This is a genomic window from Rhizobium vallis, assembly GCF_003985155.1.
Classification (GTDB): domain Bacteria; phylum Pseudomonadota; class Alphaproteobacteria; order Rhizobiales; family Rhizobiaceae; genus Rhizobium; species Rhizobium vallis.
On record NZ_ML133688.1, the window covers coordinates 542,380 to 563,241 of the forward strand.

Here is a 20,862-nt window from a genome sequence, read left to right on the forward strand (position 1 = left end):
CACACGTGACTGGACAGAACCGGCGGCCCTTGCCTAAGGAACGGAAAAGTCGTCAATATGTGCCTGATGTGAAATGGAGTGAGTGACTATGTTGGATGATGTTGTCGGAGCTTACGGCGGTCGTTTCCTGCTTGCGGCCGGTGGCGTCGGCCTGGCGCTTCTCCTGCTCATCCTCGTTCTCTGGGTGATCCGCAACCGCGCGCCATCGCCCTTCGTGCGCGGCGGCCGCAACCGGCAGCCCCGCCTGCAGGTGCTGGACGCGGCGGCTGTCGATACCCGCCGCCGGCTGGTGCTGGTGCGCCGCGACGACGTCGAACACCTGGTCATGATCGGTGGCCCCACGGATATCGTCATCGAAAGCCGCATCCTGCCTGCGGCGGCCGAACAGCCGGAAAGCGCCTTTCGCCCGCAAGCACCAGAGCAGCTCTCGACACCCGCCGCGCGACTGGATACGCCGCTCGCCTCTCTGCCTCGCCCGCCGGTTGCAGCCCGCGTCGAGCCGGCCGCAGAACCTTCCTTCTCCGCGCCAGCCGCGCAGGAACCGCGCCCGCGTCCTGAACCGCTGGCCCAGCCGGTCGTCGCACCGCCCGTGGCGACGAGCCCCCTTCCTGCGGAACCCGTGATACCTCCAGTGGCGGCTTCGCTTTCGGCCGAACGCGACATTCCGCTGCGTGCCGCCCCGCCACAGCCGCGCCCGCCGGAGCGTCCCGCCGCTCCTCCAGTCGTGCAGCCCGCGCCGTACCGGGATGCTGCCAGTGCGGCCGAAATCCTCGATGCCGCCCGCCAGCGCGTGCTGCCGCAGCGGCGCATCGAGCCCGAGGTCTCCGCCCCGCCCGTCCAGGACATGCCGGCGGCTATGCGCACAGCCGCGACCGCGGACGATGCGGCAGCGCAATCGGCGGCGATCCGACCTGATTTCCAGCAGGTACTGGAACAGGAAATGTCGAACAATCTGACAGCTGAACGCATCGTGCCCCCGACTGCCACGCAGGCGGCCCCGGCCAATCAGGCGCCCCGGCAAGCAACACCGCAGCCGGGGCAGCCCGGCAACCTGCCGCGCCGCGATCCGGACCTTGCGCCGATCACCGGCGCCGATACCGAGCTGCAAAAGGAAGTCGCCCGTATCTTCGGCGAAATGAGCGTCAACCGCGACAAGTAAGGGAGCGCGCGCGCTAGCTCGTCGCTACGCTCTGACCTCCACCCGCAAGTTGCATAAAAGCCGCAGGGACGCGGCTTTCCGTCCCTGGATATATCAGGGACTCCCTCTCGCGCCGTTCGTTTGCTATCCCTTGAGTTGAAGAGCGTTGGCGCACTGAGGTTCACTTTGCCTAAGTAAATACCGGTCTCACTCCAGTTTCACCCGTACTGCCGCATAGCCACGTGCTGGCGGCGTATGACCATGTTCATCGGGTGGTGGCGAGAGACCGGTTTGGCATTGTTCAATTGTGCCATGCGCAGCTCCGCTGCCTCAGCTCTTCAGCCGCCCAAGACATCGCCACACCGCGCCCGCAAGGGTTTTCTCATGCACCATCTTGGTGGACTTCCGAACGGAAGACCAAGACGATATGTGCAAGACGCTTCGGGTCCGATGGACCATTATTGCCAAGACGCCTCCCCAGCCCTGGATTGCATGCGGCGGATGCGGTGGCCTCAGAGCCTTCCAGTCCAGCGACAAGATCCGGCTCAACGCCAACGGTCGCAAGCTGGATGCCTGGCTTATCTACAAATGCCTGACCTGCGAAAAGACATGGAACCGGCCGATCCTGGAACGGCGGAACGTTCGCGACATCGATCCCGTGATCCTTGACGCGCTGCAGTCCAACGATCGGGAATGGATCAGGGTGGAAACCTTCAATCTGGAGGCCCTTCGACGCAAGTCGCAGCGCGTGGACGAGTTTGCGGACTTTGAGATCGCAAAACAGATCGAGCGCGAAACGGCCGACTGGACGCGTTTGGAAATCGAACTGGTGGTTCCGTTTCCGATCAATACACGCCTCGACCGCCTGCTGGCGTCCGAGCTGAAGCTTTCCCGCTCCAGGCTGCAGGGCCTCCATGACGACGGCATGATTCGAATCGACTCGAGCCGCGCGGACATCATGCGGCGACGGATCAAGCATGGGATTCTTGTTGTGGTTGACCTCGCCAAGGAAGCCGACCGTCAACAATCGTGGAAACCTCTGGCGACAGGAGACCCCGCGTAAACGAAAAGGCGCCGCGACTGGATCGCGGCGCCTCATCTATCTCATGCCTGCATGAAAACCGTCATTCGTCGCGATAGACTTTTTCGCGGCGTTCGTGGCGCTCCTGCGCCTCGATCGACAGCGTCGCGATCGGGCGGGCGTCGAGACGCTTCAGGCCGATCGGTTCGCCGGTTTCCTCGCAATAACCGTAGGTGCCGTCTTCGATGCGCTGCAGCGCGGCGTCGATCTTGGAAATCAGCTTTCTTTGCCGGTCGCGGGCGCGAAGTTCGATCGCCCGGTCTGTTTCCGATGACGCCCGGTCGGCGAGATCGGGATGGTTTGCGCTTTCCTCGGCCAGATGGTCGAGTGTCTCGCGCGCTTCTCTAAGGATATCGTTTCTCCATGCGACCAGCTTTGTCCTGAAGTAGGCACGCTGGTTTACGTTCATGAACTCTTCCTCTTCCGAGGGAACGTAATTGCTAAGATCGATCTTCTCACTCAACGCGATTCTCCTGAAGAACATCTCATCTGGGCGGCTGTATATCCCAAGCGCTAGCCGCGGTTCAAGCCAAATACGACAGGTAACCAGATTTTTAAATCTGTCACAGTTTTCACCTAACGGTCTATTTTCCCATCGTTATTCCGGCTACCGTCTTTTGCTTCGCCTTCAAAACGCCGTGTTGTCGGCCACCTTTTGGGCGATCGCGGCACGGCTGGCGGTTGACGGCGGCGAATTGCAACCGATACTGAAAAGACCCCGCCCGATCCTGGATCTTGCCCATGACCGTACCCCTGCCTCCGCCCAATCGCATCTATCTCCTGCGTCATGCCAAGGCGGCCTTGGCCGACCCCGGACAGCGCGATTTCGACCGGCCGCTCAACGAAAAGGGCTACGGCGATGCCGAGATCATCGCCGACAAAGCCGCCGACAAGGGCTACCGCCCCGATCTTCTGATCAGCTCCACGGCGCTGCGCTGCCGCGACACCGCCGATGCCGTGTACCGGGCGATGGGCCTGACGCTCGAGGTTCGTTATGTCGACGCGCTCTACAACGCCACTGTTGATAATTATCTCGAGATCATCGATGCGCAGGACGAGGCCGCCGTCATGCTGGTCGGCCACAACCCCACCATAGAGCAGGCGCTGGAGGCACTGATCGGCCATGAGGCCATGGTGAGCGCCCTTCCCGGCGGCTTCCCGACGGCTGGCCTTGCCGTCATCGATTTCGACGCTTCCACCACCACCTGGCGTCTCACCGATTTCGTGGTCGTCTGAATCCGGTTATTCAAGCAAAAGCGCGCCGCTTCTTTTTCGGGCGGCGCCCCCTTCCTATATTGCCGGCAGTCACCAACCGGAATCGCGCCTTGCCGCCACGCCTGACATCTCTTGCTGACGACGCCCGCATCGCGTTGGATAATCTCGCCGACCGCGCGAGCGGCCTCGTCAATCCGACCATCCGGCTCGGCGTCACCGGCCTCTCCCGCTCCGGCAAGACAGTCTTCATCTCCTCACTGGTCCATAATCTGCTGCATGGCGGCCGCCTGCCGCTGTTCGAGCCGGTGCAGTCGGGCCGCGTCTCGGCGGTGCGGCTGGAGCCGCAGCCGGATGATGCCGTCCCGCGCTTCCAGTACGAGGATCATATCCGCGCGCTGGTGAAGGACCGGATCTGGCCGGATTCGACCCGCGCCATCTCCGAACTGCGCATCACGCTGGATTATCAGAGCGCCAGCGGCTGGAACCGCCTGTTTTCCCCCGGCCGGCTGTCGATCGATATCGTCGATTATCCCGGCGAATGGCTGCTCGACCTACCGCTCCTTGGCAAGGACTTCCGCACCTTCAGCGAGCAGACGATCGCGCTTGCCGAAACCGGCATCCGCTCCGAATTGTCGCGCGAGTGGCTGGCGCTCACCCGCACCGCCGATATTCATGCCGGCGCGGACGAGATGGTCGCTCGCGACCTCGCCACCGGTTTTGCCAATTATCTCAAGGCCTGCAAGGCCGACGAACGTTCGCTCTCCACGCTGCCGCCCGGCCGGCTGCTGCTGCCCGGCGATCTCGACGGTTCGCCGGCGCTGACCTTCGCGCCCTTGGCTTTGCCGCCGGAGGGGTATTCCGGCCGCGGCTCGCTCTGGGCGATGATGGAGCGGCGCTACGAGGCCTATAAAACGGTCGTCGTCAAACCTTTCTTCCGCGAGCATTTCGCCCGGCTCGACAGGCAGATCGTGCTGGTCGACGCGCTGCAGGCGATGAATCGCGGCCCCGAAGCCGTGCAGGATCTGGAGCGGGCGCTGACCGATGTGCTCGCCTGTTTCCGCCCCGGCACCAATTCGCTGCTTTCCTCCATGCTGGGCCGCCGAATCGACCGCGTGCTGGTCGCCGCCACCAAAGCGGATCATCTCCACCATGAAAGCCACGACCGGCTCGACGCACTGACCCGCCGCCTCGTCGATCGCGCCATCGCCCGCATCGGCATGGCCGGGGCCGGCATCGACGTCATGGCGCTCGCCTCGGTGCGCGCCACCCGCGAGGCATCGGTCAAGCGCAACGGCCATGAGCTGCCGGTCATCGTCGGCACGCCGATGGAGGGTGAAACCATTGGGGGCGAGCGCTTCGACGGCCAGAGAAAAACCGCGATCTTCCCCGGCGATCTGCCGGAGGATCCGGAAAGCCTGTTTGCCCGCATCGCCTCGGGCGAGACCGGAGAGCCCCTGCCCGACGTCAATGTCGTCAGGTTCCGTCCGCCGCTTCTGGAGGAAACCGGCGGTGGCATCAAGCTGTCGGTGCCGCATATCCGCCTCGACCGCGCCATGCAGTTCCTGTTCGGAGACCGTCTCGCATGAGCAAGCCCCCATCCGGTCCGCCGCGCCGCCCGCCCGCCGCCTTCACCTATGAGCACGAGGCTGCCGCGCCGCGCGACAGCAGCGGAGACCAGCAGATGCGGCGCAAACCGGAAAGCTTCTCCGAACATATCGTCGTCACACCTGACGAGGATGATCCCTTCCTCAATCCCGACAAGGATCTAAGCGCCGTGCCGGTCGCAACGCCGCGCCGGCGGCGGACCTCCTTCGGCAAGATCGCCGCCGGCGCCTTCGGCATCCTTCTGTCACTCGCCGTCGGCCTTTGGACCGACAGCCTGATCCGCGATCTCTTCACCCGCGCCGATTGGCTGGGTTATGCCGCCCTTGCCGTGCTGGCGGTCGGTATCCTCGCCGTGCTTGCCCTCGTCATCCGCGAAACCTTCGGCATGATGCGCCTTGCCGCCGTCCAGAAGATCAAGGCCGAAGCGGAGGCGGCGATCCTCGAAACCCGCCCAGTCAAGGCGCGCGCCGTTGTCGCTGAGCTCACCGCGCTGCTCTCGGCAAATCCCGAAACATCGAAAGGCCGCGCCACGCTGAAGGCGACCGAGGGCGAAGTCATCGATCCCCCGCATTTGATCGCGCTGGCCGAACGTGAGCTGCTCGCGCCTCTCGACCGCAAGGCCCGGGCGCTCATCGTCAACGCCTCCAAGCGCGTCTCGATCGTCACCGCCGTCAGCCCGCGCGCGGTCGTCGACCTGCTCTATGTACTCTATGAGGCCGTGCGCCTCATCCGCGCCATGGCCGAGCTCTACGGCGGCCGTCCCGGCACGCTCGGCATGTTCCGCTTGCTGCGCGATGTGCTGGCCCATCTCGCGGTCACCGGCTCGATCGCCGTCGGCGACAGCCTGGTCCAGCAGGTGCTCGGCCACGGGCTGGCCTCGAAGCTCTCGGCCCGACTCGGCGAAGGCGTCATCAACGGCCTGATGACTGCCCGCATCGGAATCGCGGCCATGGATCTCTGCCGTCCGCTCGCCTTCCGCGCCTTGAAACGGCCGGGAATCGGCGATTTCATCGGCGATCTCACCCCCTCCATGTCACCGCGCAGCAACAATCCCTAAGCAATGGAGGGATTCCGCTGTTTTCGCCTTCCCTAGCGAGAAGCGATGAAATATTGAGTAAATTCAATACTATAGTGGTATCTTGTTGAAATCTGCGCCGCTGGGAAGCCGTGTGTCGCCTCGTGTTCTGGCACGATCGAAAGGAAGGATTAACCATTATTCGGCAAAACTTGCAGCCAGTTCGTGAGTGGTGTTTGCCAAGGAAAATCCATGTATTCGCGCAAGTTTCTCTTCGTATGCGGCCTGGCCGCCGCGGCATTGTCTCCCGTCGCAGATGTCGCTCCGGCAGCCACGGCTGCGACCCGCGACAAGGCCTTCTTCGAATCCGTCACCGGCTCCTGGAAAGGCCCGGGCGAGATCGTCGCCGGCAAATACAAGGGCACGAAATTCACCTGCAACCTGATCGGTGAGCCCACAGACGACAATAGCGCCGGCATCAAGCTCGACGGCACCTGCCGCGTCGGCGTCTTCAAGCAGCCGATGACCGCGGTCATCTCGCAGTCCGGCTCCACCTACAAGGGCAAGTTCCTCGATGGCGCCGCCGGCAAGGGCCTCGACATCGTCTCCGGCGCCGTCACCGAAGATACCGTCGTCGTCGGCATCAACCGCGCCAAGCTGAACGGTGCAATGATCGCCCGCGTGCGCGACGACAAGACGATGAACATCACCGTCTCGGTCAAGGTCGAAAGCCAGATGATCCCGGTCATCGGCCTCACGCTGAGCCGCCAGGTCGACGAGATGGCCGTCGGCTCCATAGAATAGTAACCGATACAGATGGATTTTCCTGAAGCGGCGGGTTTCCCGCCGTTTTCCGTTTCAGGACTTCTGCCACCAGTCGCGGTTTTCGTCAGCGACTTCGATACCAGTCACGTCGGCATTATCAAGCCAGTCGCCGACCGTCCTGCCCCTGACGACAAGACCGGCTGCGATATCGGCAAGCGGCATCAGCACGAAGCCGCGATCGGTCATGCGGGGATGCGGCAATTCCAGCCGCGGCGCGTCCTGAACGAGATCGCCATAGGTGAGAACGTCGATATCGAGCGTGCGCGGACCCCAGCGCTCGATGCGCTCGCGTTTCATCTCGCGCTCGATAGACAGGCAGACATCGAGCAATGCTTCCGGATCGAGCTTGGTCTCGACGGCAGCGCAGGCGTTGAAGAAGAACGACTGGTCCGTCTTGCCCCAGGGCGGCGTGCGATAGAGCCGTGAGACGGCCGCGACATGGCAGTCATTCCGCGCGTCCAGCCTTTGCAGCGCAGCCGCCATCGCTCGCACGGGATCACCGATATTGCCGCCGAGGCCAAGGGTGGCCGATTGCAATGCGGTCTCAGGCAAAATGCTCAACGCTCACCTGCACGAAATCAAGCACGCCGGGCACGGGCGCATTCGGCTTGCGCACCGTGATCTTCGCCCTCCGGACCTGCGGGAATGTCTGGCAGAGGCCTTTGGCGATATCGAGCGCTAAGGCCTCGATCAGGTAGCGCCGTTTGCCCGTGACGATTTCCTCGATCACGGTAAAGGCGATGCCGTAATTGACGGTATCGTTGATCGAATCGCTTTCCAGCGCCTCGCCTGCGACCACATCGAGTTCGGCATCGACAAAGAAGCGCTGACCGAGAAACTCCTCCTCGTCATGCACGCCGTGGCGCGCGAAGAAGGCGCAGTTCTGCAGCGTGATCGTGTAGGTAGTCATGTCGGCCGCTTCCTCTCGAATTCCTGGCGCGCGTTCAGCATAGCATCGGCGACGTCGAGTGCATCCCTGTTGATTGCGACATTGTGCACGCGGAAAACTGCAGCTCCCTGAAGTCTGAGGAGCGCGCTTGATGCAGCCGTCGCCGCGTCCCGGTCCGGCGCCTCGCGCCCCGTCACCGTGCCGAGGAAGCGCTTGCGCGACGTGCCGGCGAGCAGCGGCAGGCCGAAGCGGGAAAGTTCGGAAAACCGCGCCATCAGCTCCAGGTTTTCCTCCGCCGTCTCCTTGGCAAAGCCGAAGCCCGGATCGAGCACGATACGGTCGCCGTTGACGCCTGATGCCGCTGCGATCGCAAGCGATTTCTTGAGAAAGTGTAGCTGGTCGGCGATCACGTCGGGAAGTTTCGCCCGGTCGCGGCCGGTATGCATGATGCAGAGCCCCGCCCCGGTCGCCGCGGCGATATTGGCGATTTCGGGCTCCTTCTGCAGCCCGAACACGTCGTTGACGATATGGGCGCCGGCGCTGACCGCAAGCCGCGCCGTCTCGGCGCGATAGGTATCGATGGAGATCAGCGCCTCGGTGCGCCCACGCAGCGCCTCGATGACGGGCAGCACACGCGCCTGTTCCTCGGAAGGGCTGACGGATGCAGCGCCCGGCCGGGTTGATTCGCCGCCGATGTCGATAATCGCAGCACCTTCGCTTACCGCCTGCAGCGCATGCTCGACGACCGCATCGACGGTTTCGAAGCGGCCACCGTCCGAAAAGGAGTCCGGCGTCACGTTGATGATCGCCATGATCGTCGAACGACGGCCGAGTTCGATCTCACGGCCATGGGCGACGCGCCATAAAATGCCTTCGAGCCCTGTCACCAGACTTATCCTATTGATGACGAAAAAACCGTCATCCGATATTGCGCTTGCGGTGGCTATGCCCCAAGCTCCCGTCGATTTCAACACGGGTTGCGTTCAGAATGCCGCTTGCAGTGCGTTATATGGTCCTTCCCATGGTCTTTTCCATTGGTCTTTCCCTCTGCGGTTCGGCCGCAGCCGAAGTGATCGCATCGAAAAGCTATTCCTATTTCGACATTCGCGGCAAAACCGCGGATGAGCTGGACCGCGAACTCAGCCGGCGCGGTCCGACCGCAAGCGGTTCCTCGGCGCGCCATCCCGGCGCCACCAAGATCCGCTTCGGCGGCGAAGCCACTTATATCCAGGATGACGGGCGCTGCCGCGTCGGCAACGTCAAGGTCACAGTCCACACCCAGATCATCCTGCCGCGCTGGAACAGCCGCAAGGGCGCGACCAAGGAGCTGTCGATGATCTGGGATGCGCTGTCGAGCGATATCAAGCGCCACGAGGAGCGCCATGCCGAGATCGCCCGCAATCAGGCCCGCGCCATGGAGCGCGCTATCCGCGCCCTGCCGCCGCAGCGCAGCTGCGAGGCCATGCAGGAACTCGTTTCCAACGAATCAGCTCGCGGTATAGACGAGCACGACCAGTTGCAGGCGCGATTCGACCGGGTCGAGGCGGTCAATTTCCAAAAGCGTATGCTGAGATTGCTGAGCAACCGAATCAACGGACGGGCCAGCGCAAAGTAAGGCTTTTTCAAGCGGACTGCGAGCGGAGAAGCTTAGCTGCACAATGAAACCTGTGCGAAACTTGCGTCCTCCCCAGCGAATAAATGGTCATTTTTCATTCTGGCAGACTCAACCGGAACGCGTTAATATGAACACATTCGAAAGTTCAGGTACGGCAGCTGCACTTTCATCGTTGGGTTCTCCTGGCGCGTTCCGAAGCCGCGGATGTTCCTCCCTCATCCGTAGGTAATGCGCCCGCCTCGCCTCGCTCGCACCAGCGCGCGAGGCGTCTTTTTTGTGCTGTTGGGATTTTGCGCAGCGATCGCCGCGCGTCAGGCCTGTCGTTCCGGCACGTGCACCACGAGCCCGTCATAGACGGCCTTCATCCGGATCTGACAGGACAGCCGCGAGGTCGGGCGCACGTCGAACGCGAAGTCGAGCATGTCCTCTTCCATCGCTTCCGGCTGGCCGACCTTCTCCGTCCATTCTTCGTCGACATAGACGTGACAGGTCGCGCAGGCGCAGGCGCCGCCGCATTCGGCTTCGATACCGGGCACCGAATTGCGCACGGCGTTTTCCATCACGGTGGAGCCTTGGTCGACGTCGAGGTCGAAGCGCGTGCCGTCGAAGGCGACGATGGTAAGTTTGGGCATCAGGACTATTCCGGTCTTCAAATGGGTGGGCGGATTTTCTTCCGATAATTCGACGCGTCAGTCAACATCGGGAAATCGGCTATAGCCTCGCAGATCGGGTCTTTGCCCGCCGTCTTCAAAGCGTCATATCGGACGTCGCAAAAAGACCCGTGGTTTCGCAATGAAACAACGGGCCTCGTTAAACGGTGTTTGGAAGCGGCTCAGCCGCGGCAGAGCTTGAGGATGAAATTCTCGGCGTCGATGACGGCAGCACCGAGCGCCGCCATCGTCCCGGCATCGGTGCCGTTTTCCTCGATGGCTTCCGCCGTCTGCGACACGCGAAACGCGCCGACCGAGCTTGCCGCCCCCTTCAGCCGGTGTGCGGCCGCGCCGGCACGGGTGGTTTCACCACTCGCAATGTCCTGGAGGCACGCGCGCGCCTGGCGCGCAAACATCTGGAGGACTTCGATTTCCAGCGTCTTGTCGCCCATCGTCTGCTTCGCGAGGTGGACGAGATCGATCGGCCGAACCTTGGAGGGACACGGTCCCTTTGTATTATCCGGCGCCTCGAATACGATGCTCAATGCTGCCATGTGCCAATTCTCCCGTCGCTTGTCGTCCGCACTTGCAACAGTTCTGCGACGACAGGGTGGCCATCACGTTAAATTCCGGCACACCGGGGCTGGAAATCTCGCCATATGGTTAACATCCGTTAAATATCCCTAAATTATTGGTTTTTAAGCAGCTCCTCGGATTTAAAGATGTTAACAACACGTTAACGAGCCGTGAATCTCAAGCCTTCATTAATTGTGTGAAGAGCCCAGATGTGTCACTACGATACTGGTGGAGCGGGTTTATGGTACGCGCCTTTGCCGAGCGAGTGGATAATGGTAGTGTTTTGATACCTTCCGTTTGAAAAAGCGGCTATCTACTCTGAAATGACATGCTTATCCGTCCGTCGTTGGGATGGAGGGCTGGAACGGCAAAGTTGTCCCGGGTGAGGCGAAAGCCCCTGGGTGCGTTGCTCGACTGGCTGACAGTAACGAGGCATACGAATGGCGAACAACAAATATAATGAGTCGATCGAGGACAAGGCGTTCAAGGCATTGGACGAAGCGCTCCAGATCGACTTCGGCAAGGAAAACGCGCCGTCTCGCCGCGGCAGCGCGCCTGAGGCCCCGGAGGCTAATGTGTCTGACCCATCGAATGCGCGTAATCAGCAGGCCCAGGAAGAAGCGCAGCGCCGCAACCGCCGCAATGCCTCCGGCGAGCAGGCTTCCAGGGCTCCGGCCTTCGCGCCGGCCAACGATGCCAGCCGCAATACGCCCGCCTCTATCCTGAAATCCTTCGACGGCGGCTCCAGCCGCTCGGCGATGCGCACCGCCACCTTGTTCTCCGTCCTGTGGGTCATGGCCGGTCTCGGCCTGATGTCGCTGCTTTATTCACCGCAGATCTGGCAGATCCGATCGGTCGCCGATCTCGTCGCCCTGCCCGGCGTCATCGCCGGCCTCGTCGGCATCATCATTCCCGTAATGATGTTCTACGCCTTCGCCATCATGATCTCCCGTGCCCAGGACATGCGCAACGCCGCCCGCTCCATGGCGGAGGTGGCATTGCGCCTGGCGGAGCCGGAAACCATCGCTTCCGAGCGCATCATGACCGTTGGCCAGGCCGTACGCCGCGAAGTCTCGGCGATGAACGAAGGCATCGAGCGTACCATCGCACGCGCCTCCGAGCTGGAAACGCTCGTCCATTCCGAGGTCAACGCGCTTGAACGCTCTTATGCCGACAACGAGCTGCGCGTACGCGGCCTCGTCCACGAACTTGGCTCCGAGCGCGAGGCGATCGTCAATCATGCCGACCGCATCCGCACCTCGATCGGCAGCGTCCACGACCAGTTGAAGGAAGAGCTGTCGCTTGCGACCGAAGAGATCGCGGTGCGGCTCGCGACATCAGGCGAAGCCTTCGCCTCGCTGATAGACACCCGCGCGGCGACGATCCTGGAAAAATCGGACAGCGCCCTGCAGTCCATGGGCAGCCTGCTCGCGGCAAAGACCGACAGCCTGCTGCAGACGCTGAACGCATCCGGTTTTGCGCTTGCCACCGAATTTGACAACCGCCTCGAAGCGCTCTCGGTCAACCTCAACGAACATGGCGAAAGGCTGCTCAGCCAGTTCGAGACGCGCGCCTCGACCATGGACACCAGCACCGAGAAGCTGAACGCGGCGCTGAACGAGCGCACGCATCAGCTCAATGAGATCCTGATCGCCCGCACCCGCGAGATCAACGAGAGCCTGACATCGGGCGGGCGCACGATCAGCGGGACGCTCGACGACGTGCTCTCGAAGCTCAACAGCGCGCTCGACGAAAAGGGCGCAAGCTTCAGCCAGAGCCTGCAGACCACCGCCGATGACGCCGTCATGGATCTCGACGTCCGCTCCGGCTTCTTCGAGGAACGGCTGCAGACGACCGTCGCCCAGCTGTCGACCACCTTCGACGAACGCGTCGCCGAATTCACCAGCGCCTTCGACAAGCGCACCGGCTCGCTCGATACCAAGCTGATGGAAAGCCTGGCCCGCATCAACGAGACGCTGACCGGCGGCTCGGATTCGATCGACGGCATTCTGAGCTCCGGCATCGACCGTCTCGGCTCGTCGATGACCGACCACTCGCTGACGCTGGCGACCGCGCTTGCCACCAGCCACGAAGTGTTGGAAAGCACGCTCAGTGTCCGGTCGGAAGAAATCACCACCGCCCTCACCAGCCGCACCGGCGAACTGACCTCGGCGCTGCAAAGCGCCACATCCGACATCTCGTTGGCGCTAGCCTCGGGCAGCTCCGAGCTGCAGAACAATCTTCAGGCTCGCTCGGCCGAGTTCCGCGACACACTGCGCACCACCACGACCGATCTGACGAGCGCCGTTGCCGCCGGGACCGAGCAGGTTACGTCGGCATTCGGCGGCCGCGCCGAGGACTTGAGCAGCGTCCTTGCAGCACGTGCAGCCGAAATCACCGAGGCAGTCGGCACTGCGCATAACCGCATCGACAGCGTGATGGCAGAGCGCGGCGGCGCGCTCATTGATGCGCTGACCACCCATCACGGCCGCTTCGAGGAAGCGCTGGCAACCCGCTCCGACGCCATCATCAATGCTGTGTCGGGTACCCATGACCGTCTTGCCGAAACGCTTGATGAAAAGGCGATGGCGCTTGCCATTTCGCTCACCGAGAGCCAGGCCCGCATCGAGGATACGCTGGAAAGCCGATCCGCGGCGCTGCTGAGCGCCGTCTCCGGCACGCATGACCAGCTCTCCGAGACGCTGGACGAGAAGGCGATGGCGCTCGCCATCTCCTTGAACGAAAATCAGAGCCGCATCGAGGATACGCTCGAGACCCGCTCCGCGGCCTTCCTCAACGCCGTCTCCAGCACCCATGAACGTCTGTCGGAAACGCTGGACAGCAAGGCTGCCGCCCTTACGAGCTCGCTCAACGAACGTCACGCCCGCATCGAGGACGCGCTCGGAACACGCGCCGAAGCGCTGCTGAACACCGTCTCCGGCACGCGCGACCGTCTTGCCGAAACGCTCGACGAAAAGGCGATGGCGATCGCCAATTCCCTGAGCGAGAGCCAGGCGCGCCTCGAAGATACGCTGGAAACCCGTTCCGCCGCCCTGCTGAATGCGGTCTCCGGCACACACGAACGCCTATCCGAGACGCTGGACGAGAAGGCGATGGCGCTTGCCATCTCGCTTAATGAGAGCCAGTCGCGGATCGAAGACACGCTGGAATCCCGCTCCGAAGCCTTCCTTAAGGCCGTCTCCGGCACGCACGACCGCCTCTCGGAAACGCTGGACACGAAGGCGTCGGCGCTCGCCGCCTCGCTGAATGAGGGTCAGACCCGGCTCCAGGACACGCTGGAGACCCGCTCGGAGTCCTTCCTCAGCGCCGTCTCAGCCACCCATGACCGCCTGTCCGAAACACTCGACGATCGGGCGATGGCGCTTGCCATTTCGCTGAACGAAAGCCAGAGCCGTCTCGAGGAGACGCTGACAACAGGCGCCGATGCGATCACCAACGCCGTCTCCGGCACACATGAACGCCTGAACGGCGTGCTTGACCAGAAGGCGAACGCGCTCGCCGCGTCGCTGAACGAAGGCCAGACCCGCCTCGAAGAAGCGCTGGGACACCGCACCGCCGCGATCGTCGGCGCCGTTGCGGCAAGCCACGACCGCCTCACCGATGCGCTCGACGAGAAGACGATGGCGCTCGCCATTTCGCTCGACGACAACCAGAGCCGCTTTGACAGCGCTTTGGAAGCCCGTAGCAACGCCATGATGGAAGCCGTCGCCAACGCTGAGACGCGCGTCGCCGGCGCCTTCGCCGACAAGACTGACGCGATCCGCAACGCCTATACCGACAACCAGCAGCGGCTCGAAAATGCGCTCTCCGAACACAGCGCATCTCTCGCCGGCGCTCTCGATGCCGGCAGCGCCCGCTTCGAGGATATCGTTGGCGGCTTGACCGGCCGCATCGAAGGCCGCCTGACCGATGCCCATGCGCGGCTCGGAGGCCTTGCCGACGAGGCCGCGACACGCATCGAGGGCGGGCTTGCCTCCGCCCATGAGCGCATCCTCACGACGCTTGAGGAGCGTACCAACGCCATCGACCTGTCGTTGAACCAGGCCCATGCGCTGATCAGCGATACGCTCTCCGAGCAGGCGACCAGCATCGGCACCTCGGTAGCGACCAGCGTCAGCATGCTCGAGATGTCGCTGGAGGAACGCGAGGCAGCGATTCGCCAGGCCATCGATGCCGGCGCGCAGACTTTGGAAGACCGCATGCATGCGGGCGCCGGCCAGATCGCCGGCCGCTTCCAGGAGGCGGCAAGTGCGATCTCGACCTCCGCCCAGAACTTCTCCGCCCATCTCGACCAATCTGTGGAAAGCCTGACCGGCCGTTTTGAAGAGACAGGGTCGAGGGTGGAATCCGGCCTTGCGGCGATCGAGAACCGCATCCGCGACGGCGTCGGCGGCGTTGCCGAAAAGGTCGAAGCGGTGGGAGGTCAGATCTCCGGCGTGCTTTCCGACGGCATCTCGCGTCTCGGCGCGCTCAGCGACGACGCCACCCGGCGCATCTCGGCCACGCTCGAAGGCAGTTCGGCGACCCTCACCCAGGCGATCGACAGCCGCACCGCCAATCTGGCCGAAACGCTGGACAGCCGCTCCACCACGCTGACGGGCGCCATCGAAGACCGCACGGCAAATCTCGGCGAAACCCTCGATCGCGGCAATGCCCGCATCGAGGAACGTCTCTCCACCATGGACCGTGCCTTGACCGTCGGCCTCGATGCCGTCAACCGCACCATCGAAGGCAAGGCCGCCGGTCTCGCCTCGACACTGCGCAGCGCGGTCGCCGAAGCCGCCCAGGGAATGGAAGGCGAAGCGACGAGGACCACCGAACTGCTTGGCAAGACCGGCCAGCAATTCGCCGAGGATCTCAATACGAAAAGCGACGAGTTCACCCGCACCATGGATGAGCGCTCCTCGCAGATCGTCACCCGGGTGGCCGAAGCGCAGAACCGCCTGGCAAGCCAAGCCGCTGCCGTCGCGCAGACCTTCTCCGAAGCCGGCAACGCCATCGTCAACAAGGTCGCCGAGGCCGAAACCATCGTCGGCACCCAAGTCAATGCCATCTCCAAGGCACTGTCGGATGCCGGCCAGTCGCTGGAAACGCGGGGCAACGCCATCCGCTCGACGCTGTCGGGCGCTGGTAGCGAGATTTCCGCCACCATGGCTGATGTCGACAGGGCGCTCGAAGCCCGCAGCAGCGCTATCCGCTCCAATCTCGAAGAGCGTGCCCGCGAGATCGATACGACCTTCTCCGAGATCGACCGGGCGCTCGAAGCGCGCGGCAATTCGATCCGCTCGACCCTCGAAGAGCGCACCCGCGACCTCAACTCGATGCTGTCGGGCCGCTCTGTCGAACTGACGCGCATCCTCGACGAGACCGCCCGCCCGATCATCGACCGCTACACCGATGCCGGCGAACAGGCTGCTGCCCGCATCACCGCAGCCGCCAACCTCAGCGCCGACCGTCTGCGTGCCGAAAACGAAGCGCTTGCCAGCGCCGTTGCCGCCCGCACCGAAAATGTCGCCAACGCCGTCAGCGCCATCGAAAACAGCCTGGTTGCCAACGTCAACGGCCTCGTCGAGCGTATGTCGGAAAGCAGTGCGGCGATGGCGATGATGATGAATCGCGCCGCCGAGCAGCTGGCAAGCGTCGATGGCCGCCTCGGCGACACCACCACGCGCTTTGCCGACTCCGCCACCAAGGCCGCCGAAATGGTCTCGGCCTCAACAAGACTTCTCGAAGGCAAGGTCGACCGCCTCTCCGACATTTCGGGCCAGACGCTGTCCCAGGTCGGCGGTATCATCGGCCGCTTCGACGAACACTCCAAGGTGCTGACCCAGGCCTCGCAGCTTCTCGGCGCCGCCCAGTCCAATCTCGCCTCGACGCTCGAGGAGCGCGAGAGCGCGCTGCAGACGCTTTCGGTCGGCCTCGTCCAGCGCTCCGCCGAGATCGAAAGGACCATGCAGGGCCTTGGCAGCATGATCGAGACGGTATTCGAGCGGGCGGAGCAACGCTCCAACCAGGTCACCGGCAATCTGCGCCAGGGCGTGCAGTCCTCCTTCGCCGATATCGGCCGCATTCTCACCGAAACGGAGAAGCGCGCCCAGGAAGCGGCAGAGACGATGCGCGAGGCGATCACCCGCGCCGGTGACGAAGCCAATACGACGATCGACGGAACCTTCGCCAATGTCGAACGCCGCTCCGGCGATCTCTCCACCCGCATCCGCGGCGGCCTCACCGCTTCGCTGTCGGACGTCGAGCGCATGCTTGGTGAAGCCGGCCGTGCCTCGGACGGCGCCGCCCAGCACATGCGCGAAGCGCTGCGCGAGGCGGTTGAGGATGCCGTCGGCCGCTTCTCGGGCGCCACCGAGGACATCCGCCGCTCCGCCGCCGATATCCGCAACGAACTCGACGCCACCCGCGCCGAACTGAAACGCGGCGCCTTCGACCTTCCCGAGGAAGCCAAGGAAAGCGCCTCGGCCATGCGCCGGGCGGTCGCCGAGCAGATCAAGGCGCTGCAGGATATCTCCCAGCTCGTCGGCCGCACCAGCCAACAGCTCGAGATCTCCGAACCCGCAGCACGCTCGCTCGCCCAGGCCCAGCCGGCCCCGCGTCCCGCCCAGCCGGTCGCAGCCCAGCCACAGCAGCCCGCCCGCCCGCCGATCGAAGCAACGGGCCTGCGCGGAACGATCGCGCCGTCAGCACCGGCTGCCGCTCCCCCGCGCCCCGCCCCGCAGCCTGCGCCCGCTCGCCAGGAGGCAAGCCGCCAGGAGCCGGCCCATCCGGAAAGCGGTGGCTGGATCAGCGATCTCTTGCGCGGCGCATCGCGTGAGGAGGCCTCAGAGGAGGCGCCCGCCCGTGCTCCGGCCCGGCCGGCTGAAACGGCGGCGCCCGCCGCACGCAGCAGCGACGCCCGCAATCCGCGCCACGTCGTGGAATCGCTGAACTCGCTCTCGGTCGATATTGCTCGCGCCATCGATCACGATGCCTCGGTCGACCTCTGGCGGCGTTACCAGCGCGGCGAGCGCGACGTCTTCACCCGTCGCCTCTACACGCTGAAGGGCCAGCAGACCTTCGACGAGATCAAGCGCAAATACGACCGCGAGCCGGAGTTCCGCACCGCCGTCGACCGCTATATCGGTGATTTCGAAAAGCTGCTCGCCGACGTCGCCCGCACCGACCCGAACCGGACGGTGACGCAGTCCTACCTCACTTCGGATACGGGCAAGGTCTACACCATGCTCGCCCATGCAGCAGGCAGGCTCAGCTGAGCCTGCTTGCAACCATCGAGCTGGTTGACGAGTTGGACTAACGAATTTCAAGCCGCTCCCTCACAAGGCGAGCGGCTTTCGTTCGCCGAGCACGTGGAACCGAGAACCACCTCAATCTTACGGTGTCGGAAATGACCAAGGCTCTTCTCATCATCGACGTGCAGAATGCAATTCTCTCTGGGAAGGCCACCCAAAATCGCCAGCCGCAGGTCGATTCCGCGCTCGACGAGACCGTCGCTCGGCTTGCATCGCTGCAGGAAAGCGCAAGACAGGCAGGCGTGCCTGTCGTGCTGGTGCAGCATGACGGCGATAGCGGCCACCGATTGGCCGTCGGTACGCCGGGATGGGCGCTACGAAAGGAGATTGCGCCGAAAGAGGGCGAGGTCGTCATACGCAAGAAAAGCGCCGACTCCTTCTTCGAGACCGACCTGGGCCAAGGGCTCTCCGAACGCTCGGTCAATCACCTCGTCATCGGTGGCTGCATGTCGCAATTCTGCGTCGACACGACGGTCAGACGTGCCGTTTCGCTCGGCTATGATGTGACACTGATTGCCGATGGCCACATGACTGGCGATACGGCGAACCTGACCTTCTCCGAAATCATCGCCCACCACAATGAAACGCTCGATGGTTTCGACGCTGGCAAGGCAACCGTGGCTGTCCGTCCCGCCGCCGATATTGCCTTTTCATAAAGGAACCGACTTAAACCGGATGCGGCCGATCGATCCTCAGCTCTACAATCAGCGCGTCGACGATTTCCTGCACATCCTTTGCAGCCGTATCGACGATAACAGGCCTCTGCCCCCAATCGTCATAGGCTCGCTCGACGACTTCTTGCCACGTCGGTTTGACGAGGCCCTCGACATCGGTTTTCCGCGTCTCGACGCGGCGGCGATGTTCGATCTTGTTGGAACAGATCACCTCTACCTCGGCCACACGCACCTTTGAGCGTGCCGCGACCGCCAGCCAGGCATCGCGGGTTATCGTCAAGGGATTGACCGAGTCTGCGATCACCAGCCTGCCGAGAGTGAGATTATCTTCCGCAACCCCATATGCGACGACATAGCCCGCGGGGCCAACGTCCTCTGAGGAATCGTTCGACACCCTGATCGCCTGCTCGATCGTGTCGACCCTCACATACACCGCTCCCAGCCGCCTCGCGAGCGCGCGGGCAACAGTCGTTTTTCCGCTACCCGGCAAGCCGCCAAAGACAATCAGCATGGCTTTTCATCCCATTGTTCAATGATTGCATGTCAGGCCAAGGCCGGCAGCAGTTCGTAGACCAGATTGACACCGACATCTTCTTATTGTGCAGTCCCGGCAAGATCATTTGCCGCCCAAGTATGGATGGCCTGATTGAACACACGTTCACCAGCGGCGCCCTTCTCAAGCGTCAGCAGTGCCCGTTTGCCGTCCTGATAGAAAATCGGCAAATCGATCCATTGGCGTTCAAGCAGTTCGAGGTTCCTGGCACGAGCCTCAGGCAGATCATTGAGCGCCAGCATGTAAAGATTGTCCGTGACCTTGGCGGGTACGGCTATCAAGATGTCACCACGATCGCTTTCCGTCGCCTTCATTGACATGGACTGGAGACTGTAAATTCCACCTCCCTTAAATCCTGGCGCGATCTTAAACGACAATTCAATGAGGTGGCTTGCGGAAGCGGAGGTATCTGCATTCCGTTCCAGTGTCAGCACTGCAGTGAGGTGGCGCTTCGGCACCGCAATGTGCGCTTGGATAACAGGATCCGAGTGTCCGCTGGCGTCGGTGCGCATATCGATTGACCACGTGACAGAACCTGGGACCGTCGTCGGCTGTGCCATCTCCGGTTTCTCCTCATAGAGAAACATTTGAGGAACTAGCGAACGCGGAACGGAGCGTCCGGATGACGCAAAGGCGGAAAAAGGTGAGATGCGAATTCGAGGGCAAACAGCGCCGGGATCACGGATGACAAATTGCCTCAGTCTCCGCAGCGCTTAGCGAAATGTCCTTCCGCCTGCGATCACCAGTCGCTCACATCCTGACCATCATTCCGCCGTCGACGGTCAGCACGTGGCCGTTGACGAAGGAGGCGGCAGGACTTGCCAGAAACAGCGCCGCGCCGGCGATCTCATCAGGGCGCCCCCAGCGTTGGACCGGAATGCGCTGGCGCACGAAGGGCATCAACTCCTCGTTCTCAGCCATCGCAGCGTTGGTCTCGGTGGCGAACCAGCCAGGCGCAATCGCGTTACTGGTGATGCCATACGGACCGAATTCGACCGCCATGCCGCGCATCAGGCCGGTCAAGCCCTGCTTGGCTGCCGGATAGACGCAGTCGCCGGGCATCGCGACATGGCCGCTGATCGAAGTCACCGCGATCAGGCGGCCGTGACTGCGCCGTTTCATCAGCACGGCCGCATCCCGCGAAAGCGTCATCGCCGCGGCCAGATCGGTGCGCAGCAGCTCGATGATGGCGTCATCGTCGAATTCCGCCAGAGGCCGCCTGTCGCGGACGCCGACATTGTTGATCAGGATATCGAGACGGCCGTGGATCTTGTCGATGTCGGCCATCACGGCACGCTGGGCTTCGCGATCGGCGATGTCGAACGCGACCGCCTCCGCCGTGCCGCCCGCAGCACGGATGGTTCTTACGGCGCCTTCCAACGTCGCCGCCGTGCGTCCGGTGACTATGACATGCGCGCCGGCTTCGGCCAGGGCGCGTGCCATCTCGAAGCCGAGACCACGGCCGCCGCCGGTCACCAGCGCCACCTGACCGTCCAGTGAAAATCTATCGAGCACACCCATTGTTTTATCGCTCCAGCCAAGTCGATCGTCCGCGAAATTAATGGACTCAGTCAACTAATTTAGCAAGAGTGGAGAGGACGAACGCGGATTTTCACGTGGATAAGGCGTCTCGTAGGCTGGACGAACTGGCAAGAAGCCAACCCCACTCTCCGTCATCCTCGGGCTTGACCCGAGGATCCACGCCGC

Annotated in this window: 18 protein-coding genes; 9 read left to right on the plus strand and 9 right to left on the minus strand. The window is 63.1% G+C overall.

Going from position 1 to position 20,862, the window contains the following annotated elements; all coding sequences use genetic code 11:
- The first annotated feature begins 82 nt into the window (after positions 1 to 82).
- Positions 83 to 1,159 carry a flagellar biosynthetic protein FliO gene (locus EFQ99_RS12595; RefSeq protein WP_126921355.1) on the plus strand — a complete coding sequence of 359 codons (1,077 nt, stop codon included), beginning with the start codon at positions 83 to 85 and terminating at the stop codon, positions 1,157 to 1,159.
- A 406-nt stretch (positions 1,160 to 1,565) separates the two neighbouring features.
- A complete protein-coding gene (locus EFQ99_RS12600) occupies positions 1,566 to 2,201 on the plus strand; it encodes a DUF1062 domain-containing protein (protein WP_126921356.1) in 636 nt (211 codons plus the stop codon).
- A gap of 61 nt (positions 2,202 to 2,262) precedes the next feature.
- Here EFQ99_RS12600 and dksA read toward each other — a convergent pair whose 3' ends face one another.
- Positions 2,263 to 2,682, minus strand: coding sequence for an RNA polymerase-binding protein DksA (gene dksA, locus EFQ99_RS12605; protein WP_003569003.1), 420 nt, complete (start codon positions 2,680 to 2,682; stop codon positions 2,263 to 2,265).
- A 278-nt stretch (positions 2,683 to 2,960) separates the two neighbouring features.
- On the opposite strand from dksA, the gene EFQ99_RS12610 reads away from it, so the two are divergent.
- The 4 genes from EFQ99_RS12610 to EFQ99_RS12625 all read left to right on the plus strand — a co-directional run bounded on the left by EFQ99_RS12610 (position 2,961) and on the right by EFQ99_RS12625 (position 6,858).
- Positions 2,961 to 3,455, plus strand: a complete 495-nt coding sequence (locus tag EFQ99_RS12610) for a SixA phosphatase family protein (protein ID WP_126921357.1) — start codon at positions 2,961 to 2,963, stop codon at positions 3,453 to 3,455.
- 89 nt (positions 3,456 to 3,544) lie between these two features.
- Entirely contained in the window at positions 3,545 to 5,020 is a 1,476-nt protein-coding gene (locus tag EFQ99_RS12615) for a YcjX family GTP-binding protein (protein ID WP_126921358.1), read from the plus strand.
- Positions 5,017 to 6,096 carry a YcjF family protein gene (locus EFQ99_RS12620; protein ID WP_126921359.1) on the plus strand — a complete coding sequence of 360 codons (1,080 nt, stop codon included), beginning with the start codon at positions 5,017 to 5,019 and terminating at the stop codon, positions 6,094 to 6,096. The genes EFQ99_RS12615 and EFQ99_RS12620 overlap by 4 nt, the downstream gene beginning before the upstream one ends.
- Positions 6,097 to 6,306: 210 nt before the next feature.
- Positions 6,307 to 6,858: a hypothetical protein gene (locus tag EFQ99_RS12625; RefSeq protein WP_126921360.1), complete on the plus strand. Its 552-nt coding sequence runs from the start codon at positions 6,307 to 6,309 to the stop codon at positions 6,856 to 6,858.
- A gap of 54 nt (positions 6,859 to 6,912) precedes the next feature.
- Here EFQ99_RS12625 and folK read toward each other — a convergent pair whose 3' ends face one another.
- Genes folK through folP form a run of 3 tightly spaced genes read right to left on the minus strand, consistent with a single transcriptional unit; the run spans position 6,913 to position 8,655 of the window.
- Complete coding sequence (gene folK / locus EFQ99_RS12630; RefSeq protein WP_126921474.1) at positions 6,913 to 7,431, minus strand: 2-amino-4-hydroxy-6-hydroxymethyldihydropteridine diphosphokinase; 519 nt, start codon at positions 7,429 to 7,431, stop codon at positions 6,913 to 6,915.
- Entirely contained in the window at positions 7,424 to 7,789 is a 366-nt protein-coding gene (folB, locus tag EFQ99_RS12635) for a dihydroneopterin aldolase (RefSeq protein WP_008525873.1), read from the minus strand. The genes folK and folB overlap by 8 nt, the downstream gene beginning before the upstream one ends.
- Positions 7,786 to 8,655 carry a dihydropteroate synthase gene (gene folP, locus EFQ99_RS12640; RefSeq protein ID WP_126921361.1) on the minus strand — a complete coding sequence of 290 codons (870 nt, stop codon included), beginning with the start codon at positions 8,653 to 8,655 and terminating at the stop codon, positions 7,786 to 7,788. Before folP ends, folB begins: the two co-directional genes overlap by 4 nt.
- 101 nt (positions 8,656 to 8,756) lie before the next feature.
- On the opposite strand from folP, the gene EFQ99_RS12645 reads away from it, so the two are divergent.
- Positions 8,757 to 9,383, plus strand: a complete 627-nt coding sequence (locus EFQ99_RS12645; RefSeq protein ID WP_126921362.1) for a DUF922 domain-containing Zn-dependent protease — start codon at positions 8,757 to 8,759, stop codon at positions 9,381 to 9,383.
- A 311-nt stretch (positions 9,384 to 9,694) separates the two neighbouring features.
- On the opposite strand, the gene EFQ99_RS12650 is transcribed toward EFQ99_RS12645, so the two are convergent.
- Entirely contained in the window at positions 9,695 to 10,015 is a 321-nt protein-coding gene (locus EFQ99_RS12650; protein WP_003540151.1) for a 2Fe-2S iron-sulfur cluster-binding protein, read from the minus strand.
- Between the two features lie 200 nt (positions 10,016 to 10,215).
- Complete coding sequence (locus tag EFQ99_RS12655; RefSeq protein ID WP_126921363.1) at positions 10,216 to 10,587, minus strand: Hpt domain-containing protein; 372 nt, start codon at positions 10,585 to 10,587, stop codon at positions 10,216 to 10,218.
- 462 nt (positions 10,588 to 11,049) lie between these two features.
- Between EFQ99_RS12655 and EFQ99_RS12660 the strand changes: the two genes are divergently transcribed.
- Positions 11,050 to 17,892, plus strand: a complete 6,843-nt coding sequence (locus tag EFQ99_RS12660; RefSeq protein WP_126921364.1) for an apolipoprotein A-IV repeat region-like domain-containing protein — start codon at positions 11,050 to 11,052, stop codon at positions 17,890 to 17,892.
- 131 nt (positions 17,893 to 18,023) lie between these two features.
- Positions 18,024 to 18,584: a cysteine hydrolase family protein gene (locus EFQ99_RS12665; protein ID WP_126921365.1), complete on the plus strand. Its 561-nt coding sequence runs from the start codon at positions 18,024 to 18,026 to the stop codon at positions 18,582 to 18,584.
- A 10-nt stretch (positions 18,585 to 18,594) separates the two neighbouring features.
- Here the strand turns inward: EFQ99_RS12665 and EFQ99_RS12670 are convergent, their stop codons facing one another.
- The 3 genes from EFQ99_RS12670 to EFQ99_RS12680 all read right to left on the minus strand — a co-directional run bounded on the left by EFQ99_RS12670 (position 18,595) and on the right by EFQ99_RS12680 (position 20,676).
- A complete protein-coding gene (locus EFQ99_RS12670; protein ID WP_126921366.1) occupies positions 18,595 to 19,113 on the minus strand; it encodes a P-loop nucleotide/nucleoside kinase family protein in 519 nt (172 codons plus the stop codon).
- Between the two features lie 83 nt (positions 19,114 to 19,196).
- Complete coding sequence (locus tag EFQ99_RS12675) at positions 19,197 to 19,715, minus strand: hypothetical protein (protein WP_126921367.1); 519 nt, start codon at positions 19,713 to 19,715, stop codon at positions 19,197 to 19,199.
- 190 nt (positions 19,716 to 19,905) lie between these two features.
- On the minus strand, positions 19,906 to 20,676 hold the full coding sequence (locus EFQ99_RS12680) for an SDR family oxidoreductase (protein ID WP_126921368.1): 771 nt from the start codon (positions 20,674 to 20,676) through the stop codon (positions 19,906 to 19,908).
- Positions 20,677 to 20,862: the final 186 nt, after the last annotated feature.